8 protein-coding genes are annotated in these 9,113 nt (G+C 33.3%); 5 read left to right on the top strand and 3 right to left on the bottom strand.

Annotated elements, in window-relative coordinates; all coding sequences use genetic code 11:
* Positions 1-205 precede the first annotated feature (205 nt).
* Positions 206-772 (top strand): 30S ribosomal protein S16, encoded by a 567-nt coding sequence (locus MQX03_RS19400; RefSeq protein WP_242805154.1) that lies wholly within the window; start codon positions 206-208, stop codon positions 770-772.
* Positions 773-907: 135 nt separating this feature from the next.
* Positions 908-1,450: a ribosome maturation factor RimM gene (gene rimM, locus MQX03_RS19405; protein ID WP_242805157.1), complete on the top strand. Its 543-nt coding sequence runs from the start codon at positions 908-910 to the stop codon at positions 1,448-1,450.
* Positions 1,451-1,512: 62 nt separating this feature from the next.
* Here rimM and MQX03_RS19410 read toward each other — a convergent pair whose 3' ends face one another.
* From MQX03_RS19410 to MQX03_RS19420, 3 genes are all read right to left on the bottom strand, one after another.
* Positions 1,513-3,156: a serine hydrolase domain-containing protein gene (locus MQX03_RS19410; protein WP_242805159.1), complete on the bottom strand. Its 1,644-nt coding sequence runs from the start codon at positions 3,154-3,156 to the stop codon at positions 1,513-1,515.
* Between the two features lie 65 nt (positions 3,157-3,221).
* A complete protein-coding gene (locus MQX03_RS19415; protein WP_242805161.1) occupies positions 3,222-4,028 on the bottom strand; it encodes an AraC family transcriptional regulator in 807 nt (268 codons plus the stop codon).
* Entirely contained in the window at positions 4,025-4,954 is a 930-nt protein-coding gene (locus MQX03_RS19420; RefSeq protein ID WP_242805163.1) for a helix-turn-helix domain-containing protein, read from the bottom strand. Before MQX03_RS19420 ends, MQX03_RS19415 begins: the two co-directional genes overlap by 4 nt.
* A gap of 108 nt (positions 4,955-5,062) precedes the next feature.
* Between MQX03_RS19420 and MQX03_RS19425 the strand changes: the two genes are divergently transcribed.
* The 3 genes from MQX03_RS19425 (at position 5,063) to asnS (ending at position 7,872) form a co-directional block, all read left to right on the top strand.
* Positions 5,063-5,710 (top strand): LA_2272 family surface repeat-containing protein, encoded by a 648-nt coding sequence (locus MQX03_RS19425; protein ID WP_242805165.1) that lies wholly within the window; start codon positions 5,063-5,065, stop codon positions 5,708-5,710.
* Positions 5,707-6,306 carry a CDP-alcohol phosphatidyltransferase family protein gene (locus MQX03_RS19430; RefSeq protein WP_242805167.1) on the top strand — a complete coding sequence of 200 codons (600 nt, stop codon included), beginning with the start codon at positions 5,707-5,709 and terminating at the stop codon, positions 6,304-6,306. The genes MQX03_RS19425 and MQX03_RS19430 overlap by 4 nt, the downstream gene beginning before the upstream one ends.
* A gap of 117 nt (positions 6,307-6,423) precedes the next feature.
* On the top strand, positions 6,424-7,872 hold the full coding sequence (asnS, locus tag MQX03_RS19435; RefSeq protein WP_242805168.1) for an asparagine--tRNA ligase: 1,449 nt from the start codon (positions 6,424-6,426) through the stop codon (positions 7,870-7,872).
* The last annotated feature ends 1,241 nt before the right edge of the window (positions 7,873-9,113 follow it).

A 9,113-nucleotide genomic window follows, 5' to 3' on the forward strand; every position in this document is an offset into this window, starting at 1 on the left:
CATCCTTTTTCTCTTATGGCTTGAAAAAAGCGTTGGCGAAAAAGATACAGCGGAAAGCAGGTTCCCGGCTTCTAAAAATTGAGAAATTTAATTTGGCGTAATATGGCAAAAAAGTTTAAACATTGGACTCATAATTTAAACTTTTTTACTATCTTTGCACACTTAAATATTTAATCGGGACGAGTTCCCTTAAAATTCATACATTATGTCAGTAAAAATCAGATTACAAAGACACGGATCAAAAGGGAGACCTTTTTTCCATATCGTGGTTGCAGATGCTAGAGCTAGAAGAGATGGTAGATTCATCGAAAAACTAGGTACTTACAACCCAATTACTAACCCTGCGACTATCGATTTGAACGTTGACTCTGCTGTAAAGTGGTTAAACAACGGTGCTCAACCAACTGATACTGCAAGAGCTATTCTTTCTTATAAAGGTGTACTTTACAAAAAACACTTACAAGGTGGTGTTGCTAAAGGTGCTTTTGATGAGGCTGAAGCTGAAAAGAGATTTTCTGCTTGGGTAGAATCTAAAGAACAAAAAGTACAAGGTAAAGTAGAAGGATTAACAAAGGCTCAGGCCGATGCTAAGAAAGCTGCTTTTGATGCTGAAACTAAAGTAAACGAAGCTAGAGTTGCTGCGGCTGCTCAAGTAGAAGCTGATGCTAAAGCTGCTGAAGAAGCTGCTAACGCACCTGCTGAAGAAGTTGTTACTGAAGCTACAGAAGAGCCAACTGCTGAAGCAGAAGGCACTGAAGAAACTCAGGCTTAGTTCTTCTAAAAAATACAAAGCAAAGGCACGATTTTTCGTGTCTTTGTTGTTTAAACTAAAATAAGAAATCTTGTTAGTATTATTAACCTTAATAAGATTAAGAGAGAAAACCAATTTTTAAGATTCTACATCATTATGAAAAAAGAAGACTGCTATTTATTAGGAAAAATCACCCGCAGACACGGTCTTGCCGGAAATGTAATTCTTAAATTAGATACAGACCAGCCCGAACTTTACAGAAATCTAGATTCTATTTTTGTAGAAATCAACGGTTTGCTGGTTCCTTTTTTTATTGAAAAAACATCTTGGAGTAAACTCGATGCTGTGAATATTTCTTTTAAAAACTCTTCCGAAGCTTTGGTAGATCAGTCTCTGAATAAAGATGTTTATCTTCCGTTGACGAGTTTGCCAAAATTGAAAGGAAATCAGTTTTATTATCATGAAGTTATCGGCTATGAAATTTTTGATCAGAACGATGCTAATTGTGGTGTCATCAGATCTGTGAATGACCAAACAGCACAAAACTATTTCGTGACCAATCTGGATGGTAAAGAAGTAGTAATTCCGTTGATCAAAGATTGGATTATTGAAGTTAACCGTGAGGAAAGATTTATCAAAATGCAGGTTCCTGAAGGTTTGATTGATGTTTATTTGGTTCCTTCGAAGAAAGATGAGTAATACAAATAGTTAGCGAAAACTATACTAGGACATCTGTTTTTTCACAAATTTTCATTTATCTATTATTCATAAACCGCAGGCAATAAATAGTCTTGTACCATTTTATCGACTTGTGAGTGCGAATAAGGCTTGTTGTAAGCTTTTGCAGTAATGACCATAACGATAGGTAGCTCTGTGAAAATGATAATTTTGTTCCCGCCATTTCCGCTAGATTGATAAGATTCAAAACTCTTATTTCCTACTTTATATACCTTTCTCCAAAACAAGTATCCGTACCCTTCAAAATCTTTATTGTCAGAAAAATAATTGGTAAAAGATTTTTTAATCCATTCTTTGTCTAAAATAGTTTTGCCATTCCAAATGCCGTTATTTTTATATAACTGTCCGAATTTTGCAAAATCCAGAGCTCTCATTCTTAATCCTCCGGCAAGCGAGATTTTGTGTTGAGGTGTATATTGCCATTTGTGGTTTTTTATTCCAAGAGGTTGAAATAATTTTTGATCTGCATACTTTTCCAATCCATTCTCAATAGATTTATCTAAAATATCTCCGGTTAAAACGACTCCGGTAGTAAAGTAAGACCAATTTTCTCCAATTTTATTGTCGGTCAAAGGTAAATCTAGTGCAAATTTTATCCAATTATCGGTTGGGTACATATTTTCTTCATTTCCGGGAGAATCTTCATCTTCGTCATTTCCATCAAAACCTGAACTCATTGTCAGCAAACTTTTTATTGTGATATTATCTTTTTCAGGAGAATAATTTTTGAATGTTTTTAAATCATAAAATTCACTGATTTTTTGATTTTCATTTTTTAAATATCCATCTTTCAAAGCAATTCCCATTAAAGCAGAAGCGAAAGATTTTCCTACAGAACGGGTATCATTAAGGCTGTCTCTTTCATAATTATTAAAATATTCTTCCAAAATAAGCTTGTTGTTTTTGATCACAACGATACCCGTAATATCTTTGAATCTGTTTTCTGCAATTTTTTGGTTTAAACCTTTGATTTTTTCTAGATTAAATTTTTCATTCGAAACTTTCCAGCCGCTATTGGTCTTTATTTTTTGAACGGCAATTTGATTTTCAGGAATATTCTTTTTAGGAATAACCAGATTTATATTGCCTTTTGCGATTACTTTTCCTGTTTTTAAAGTTGAAGTTTTTAAATAAGGTCTTATTTCAATGCTTAAATTATGGCTTCCGGTTTCTAAAGCATCGATTCCGCCATTCGATAAATAAAATCGCATCCACAAAAATCTTCCCCAGGAATCTTCATTTTTTGAACTGATGAAAGGAATTCCGAAAGTTGTTTTTAAAGTTTTACTTTCTTTTGTTCCTGCTCCCGAGTTAAGATTTTCTACATAAATTAATTTTCCGTCAACATAAAAAGAAAACTGATAATTCCCTTTTTTTAATAATTCATCTGCAGTTAAAGAAGAATCAAGCTGGTGTAGATAATTAATCAAAGAATTATTTTGAAAAATACGGATAGCAAGATCTTTATCTTCCTGAAAAATCATCGTTGAAAGGAAATCTGATTCTTTTAAATTTTCCTCAGAAACTGCTTTGTCCATAAAGACAATTGTATTCAAATGATTTTTTTGAACAGAATTTTCAATTTTTTCCGGATTGATGATGTTTTGAGATTTTACAAAGGAAAAATTAAATAGTAAAAACAGAATAAATATTGCGCTTGATTTCATTTTAAATTTTATAGGAACAAAAATAGACAGTTTAGTTTAAAAAAAATAGAATAGAATTAACATGGTTATTTTTCCAAAATTTTTCGATACTTCAAAGGTGTCATTCCGATATTTTCTTTAAAACTGCGGATGAAATGACTTTGATCTGCAAAACCACAGTCTAACGCAATTTCTGTTAAAGATTTCTCGTTGGCTGTAAGAAAAGATAGAGAATGATTAATCTTTAGTTTTCTAATATAGTCTCCCAGATTGCAATTGAAATATTTGTGAAAGTCCCTACTCAGATGAATTGGATGAATGTCTAATGTTTGAGAAAGTTCTGTTAAGCTAAATTTTTCCGGATAGCTTTCGTGCAACAACTCATCAATTTGCTTAACCCAAATTGGTTTCTTTTCGACTTTAGACTTCTGAGTTGATAATTGACTGAAAATATTTAGCAAAAGCTCATGCGTAGAGAGTTCAGAAGAGATGTCATCTATTTTACTTTCTTTAAAGATTTTATACATTAAAAGTTTTACTTCGGGATTCTTTATATTAAAACTTCCTTCAAGTTGGTTTTTTGAAATATTCAGATTTTCAAACCATTTTTGGGGTATTTCAATATGGAAACCTCGTGTAAAGCCATCTGGTTTTATATTATAATGCGGATCTTCCCATTGATGATAAAGTAAAGTCCCGGCAGAGCATTCGTAGATTTCTTTTTTGTTTCCTTCAACCACATTTCCCTGAATGAGAAAAGTGAAATAAGCATTCTCATGGTAATGCCAGTCAACATAAGAATGAGTGTATTCTGTATCTGTGATAATCAGGCCATCGAAGTGTAGCGTTTTGTTGGTTTGACCAAAAAATTCACCCTTATAAAGTGTGTTCATTTTAATTTTTGTTGTAAGTTTTCAATTTGATCATACATTTTATTAAAAAACATTTTTCGTTCTCTGTTACCTGAACTATTCAGTGATTTAGAATTTTTTATTTCATGTTCAAAATAAATCAAAGTGTCGTTGCAAGTATTCTCATCATTCGTCATCATATATCCAAACATATTAAATGGAATAAAAAATGAAGATTGATATTCATTTTTAAACAAAATATTATTGCTTAAAATTACTAAATCATTCACATAAAAATTAAAATCAGGATTATGTTGGATTTTATGTTCGATATTTTGCAGGACACTTCTCACTTCCTCCAAGATAAGCACGATGTCTTCATATTTCAAAAGTCCCATTTCTGAGTAAAAAGAAACCTGCATCAGAATACTCATAATCGTGGTGTCATTCCAGACTTCGGTTACATTTTGGCTTTCGTACAAATTTTTCAACATTTCATTTTTCGGAGAATGATAAGGAAGATCAAAATCTTCGAATGGACCTAGAAATTTATCTTCGTTCAGCAAATTCATCCAGACATAGAATTTGAAGCGTGACAATATTGTATTTGAAATCGTGTAAAAAAAAGGAATATCCTTCGCTGAATAATAGACTTTTGACTGATTGATGCTTTGAAAAACATTCAATATCTTCAGTGAACTTTCAAAAAAATATAATAGATCTTCCTGAGTTTTTACGGGTTTTGTTCTTTTCACGACCAGTTGGTTTTCTGTTCCCAAAAACTGATCTATCGAAATCTGATAATATTTTGCCAATTCTACAGCTTCCTCAAAACTGAATTTTGCTTTCATCGAAGTTCTTCGGTGAGCTGCGTCATAACTAATATTGAGAATATTGGCAATCTCGTCGTTCAAAGATTTGTCTCCGATTTTCTTCCTGATTTGTTTTAGTAAAATTTCCTGATTCATACTGATTTGCGATTTTCACAAATGTAGAGATTTATTTTAATTTTTTTTCGCATTCATAAAAGTGGTTTTCAAAATTAGCTTTGAGTAATAATTTAATAGATAGAAAATATGAAAACGAACTTATTATCAATTCTAGCGCTCCTAATGAGTTGCTTTCTTTTTAGTCAAGATAGTTTGGCTTACAGATCTGATCAAGCAAAAGTAGTTGGATTTTCACCATCAAAGAAAACTAAAAATGTAAATGGAATTCTTTTAAAATATTATGATGAAATAGATAACGAGATTGTTCCTAAAAAAGTTAATGGGATAGGTTTAGGCTTCAATGGTTTGGGAATATTTATTCCGTTTCTAATGCTTGTGAATATAGGAAGCATAAATAATTGGGATTTTCCGGTTCATTCTCCGGAAACTGTACTAGATAAAATGAACAAAATCAATGGACTTCAATTATCCATTATCAATATGGAACCTACGGTTACCAATGGTTTAGAGCTTAGTTTTTCCAGCAATATTGGTGCTCCGGCAGTTATCAATGGTGTCTCAATTTCTCCTCTTTATAATATTCATCATACTTCGAACGGCTTTGTGATTTCACCTATTGCTAATATCAGTCAAAAATGTAGAGGAGTGCAAATAGCACTTTATAATTCTTGTAAAGATGCAAAAGGCATCCAGATCGGATTTTGGAATGAAAATCAGAAAAGAAAGTTCCCATTCATCAATTGGAATTTTAAATCTAAAAAAGTAAAATCATGAAAACCATACCTTATATATTAATAGCAACACGATTTCTTTTTGCTCCAATTATTTTTGCTTTAGCTTATTTTAATGGAGAAAAATCCCGATTTGTAATTTTATCTTTAATGTTCGTTGGATTATTGACAGATATTTTCGACGGAATCATTGCCCGAAAAGTAGGAGTTTCATCAGAAAAACTAAGGAGACTCGACAGCCAGATCGATTTGGTGTTTTGGCTCTCGTTGGGCTTTGCTACATATTTCATCAATCCTGAAGTGATAAAAAACCATTGGCAAAGTATTGCGCTTATTTTTATCATGGAAGCTTTATGCTATATCATAAGTATCATTAAATTTAAAAAGAAAACATGCACCCACGCTTGGCTTTCAAAATTATGGGGTATAAGTTTATTGATTGCTTTTACTTATTTAATAGGATTTCAACAAGCTGGCTGGGCATTTCATTTAACGATCATTTTAGGGATTATTTCTCATGTTGATGTTATTCTGATTATTTTAATTCTTCCAAAATGGCAATACGACGTCCCAAGTTGCTATCATGCCTGGAACATCAGAAAAGGGAAGCTAAGAAAAAAGAGTACGCTTTTTAATTAAGTTATTTCACTGAAAAACTCATCTTAATTTAAATCTAAACCTTAACAAGCAAAAGTTCCCTCGTTTTTTGTAAATTTGCAAACATTAATTTTTATACAAAAATTTATCAATCAACAAATGAAAAAGCAGACAATTAAAGAAGTCCTACAAGACTACAAAAAAGTATTACATCATGACATTACAGTTTACGGTTGGGTAAGAACCTTCCGTGCAAACCGCTTCATTGCGCTTAATGATGGTTCTACAATTAATAATTTGCAAATTGTTGTTGATTTCGAAAATTTCGACGAAGAGATTATCAATAAAATAAGTACAGCATCATCTCTAAAAGTTGTAGGTGAAGTGGTAGAAAGTCAAGGTGCAGGACAAGCTGTAGAAATTATCGCTAAAAAAATTATCATTTTGGGCGATAACTTTACTGAAGAAAGAGAAAAAACAATTCTTCAGCCTAAAAAACATGCCTTGGAAACGTTAAGGGATCAGGCGCATTTAAGATTCAGAACCAATTTATTTGGGGCAGTTTTCAGAGTACGTCATGCAGTGAGTTTTGCGATTCACTCGTTTTTTAACCAAAACCAGTTCTTTTACATTAACACTCCAATCGTAACGGGAGCTGATGCAGAAGGAGCAGGCGAAATGTTTGGGGTGACCAACTTTGATTTAAATAATATTCCGAGAGACGAAAAAGGTGATATTGACTTCGCTCAGGATTTCTTTGGTAAGAAAACCAACTTAACAGTTTCCGGACAGCTTGAAGGGGAAACTGCAGCAATGGGATTGGGAAGGATTTATACTTTCGGCCCGACTTTCCGTGCTGAAAACTCAAACACAACCCGTCACCTTGCAGAATTCTGGATGATTGAGCCTGAAGTTGCTTTTAACAACCTAGAAGATAACATCGATTTGGCGGAAGATTTCTTGAAATATGTGATTCAATATGTCTTAGATAATTGCAAAGATGATCTTGAGTTCTTAGATAAACGTTTTGAAGAAGAGCAAAAATCAAAACCTGAAAAAGACAGAGCAAAAGAAGGCTTGATCGAAAAATTGGAGAATGTTATTGCTAAACGTTTCAAACGTGTAAGCTATACAGAAGCAATTGAGATCTTAATGAACTCGAAAGAAAATAAAAAAGGAAAATTCCAGTATCCGGTTGAAAGCTGGGGAACCGACCTTCAGTCTGAGCACGAAAGATTCTTGGTAGAAAAACATTTTGAATGTCCAGTAGTTTTATTTGATTATCCAAAAGAGATCAAAGCATTCTACATGAAGCTGAACGACGACAACAAAACCGTTGCTGCAATGGATGTGCTTTTCCCGGGAATTGGCGAGATCATCGGTGGTTCAGAAAGAGAAGCAAGATTAGATGTTCTGAAAACTAAAATGGCAGAAATGCACGTAGATGAGCACGAGCTTTGGTGGTATATGGATACCAGAAGATTCGGATCCGTTCCTCACGCAGGTTTCGGGCTTGGTTTAGAGAGATTGGTTCTCTTCGTAACTGGTATGACCAACATTCGCGACGTCATCCCTTTCCCAAGAACTCCAAAGAACGCAGAATTTTAATCTGCATCATATTATATATAGTACCTCTGAAATTCTCAGAGGTATTTTTTTTGAAACATAAAAGTTTGTGAAGGTCATTCTACTCAAACCCTCAAACATAATCTCATACTCAAATCCTTTCACTCAAATAAGGAGCTCATTCCAGCTTTCACTACTCGCTTTTTTGCGCCTTAGCTCTCCCTTTCTTGCAAAAAGAGCTCAGACAGGCCGTTCAATCTGGGCTAGGGGAGCAGTCGGTAGATTATTATTTGCCAAAAAAGAAATATTTTTTCAATTGTTTAGCTTCAGTCTAAATATATTTTTTTACAAACCATCCTTCTGTCATGACCATTACTGCTCATTTGAAAATTTGAATTTTCTCTTCTGCTCCAGAGAACCAATATATTATTAAAGAAAGTAGAGCTCCAGAGGAGCAATATGTTTGTAGTAAAGTTTTGTTACACACAGCAGAGTTCCGTAGGAGAGACACCTTTCATTAATAGATTGATATCAATAATCTGTTGGCTTAATCTTTGTAAACAGTACACTCGTTGATGTTGTTTATACCTAGAACATGTCGTTAACTGTGTTTTCGAGAAACAAAATAGATATTTTGTATACTAAATTTCCCAATGATACCCGGATAAAACTACATCTTTACCCATCATTAAAATAATATGAACATTGTGGATAACTCTATAACGTTATTTAATGCTTATCAAACCAGCGTTTTACTTTAATACTTTTCCACAATCAAAATAATTGATTATTAAATATTTGTTTCGTGTAGGTACTTGCCCTATCTTTGCCCCACTGAAAACGAGAGTATATCAGTAGCGCAGGAGGGCCTTCGGGCATATAATTTAAGTTACTTTATAGGATGTAGATCAAAAAAAACATTCACTAAAATTTTAGCGATAAAAATTTGTGAGATTTAAAAAGATTTGTATCTTTGCAATCCCAATACGGGAAGCGCAGGAGTAGCAGATTGAAGGTTTAGGAAAAGGGTTTAGGGTTACTTAAAAAACTTTAAAATTTCTTCAAAAAACATTTGGTCAATTAGAAATAAGTTATTACTTTTGCACACGCAAATACGGCAATGCCCAACGACAGAAAAGGGTGGCTGAGGAAGCGGAAGAGAAGAGATCATTGAAAAATAGATATAACAACCAAGTAAGGAAAAACTAAAGCGTCAAAACTTTGAGTGAGTCAGACAAACATACAATGGAGAGTTTGATCCTGGCTCAGGATGAACGCTAGCG

Origin of the sequence: Chryseobacterium aahli, assembly GCF_022699665.1 — a bacterium.
Classification (GTDB): Bacteria; Bacteroidota; Bacteroidia; order Flavobacteriales; family Weeksellaceae; genus Chryseobacterium; species Chryseobacterium aahli.

Coding starts and splice junctions, on each gene's coding strand:
- MQX03_RS19400 (WP_242805154.1), top strand. CDS start 206: ATGTCAGTAAAAATCAGATTACAAAGACACGGATCAAAAGGGAGACCT.
- rimM (WP_242805157.1), top strand. CDS start 908: ATGAAAAAAGAAGACTGCTATTTATTAGGAAAAATCACCCGCAGACAC.
- MQX03_RS19410 (WP_242805159.1), bottom strand. CDS start 3,156: ATGAAATCAAGCGCAATATTTATTCTGTTTTTACTATTTAATTTTTCC.
- MQX03_RS19415 (WP_242805161.1), bottom strand. CDS start 4,028: ATGAACACACTTTATAAGGGTGAATTTTTTGGTCAAACCAACAAAACG.
- MQX03_RS19420 (WP_242805163.1), bottom strand. CDS start 4,954: ATGAATCAGGAAATTTTACTAAAACAAATCAGGAAGAAAATCGGAGAC.
- MQX03_RS19425 (WP_242805165.1), top strand. CDS start 5,063: ATGAAAACGAACTTATTATCAATTCTAGCGCTCCTAATGAGTTGCTTT.
- MQX03_RS19430 (WP_242805167.1), top strand. CDS start 5,707: ATGAAAACCATACCTTATATATTAATAGCAACACGATTTCTTTTTGCT.
- asnS (WP_242805168.1), top strand. CDS start 6,424: ATGAAAAAGCAGACAATTAAAGAAGTCCTACAAGACTACAAAAAAGTA.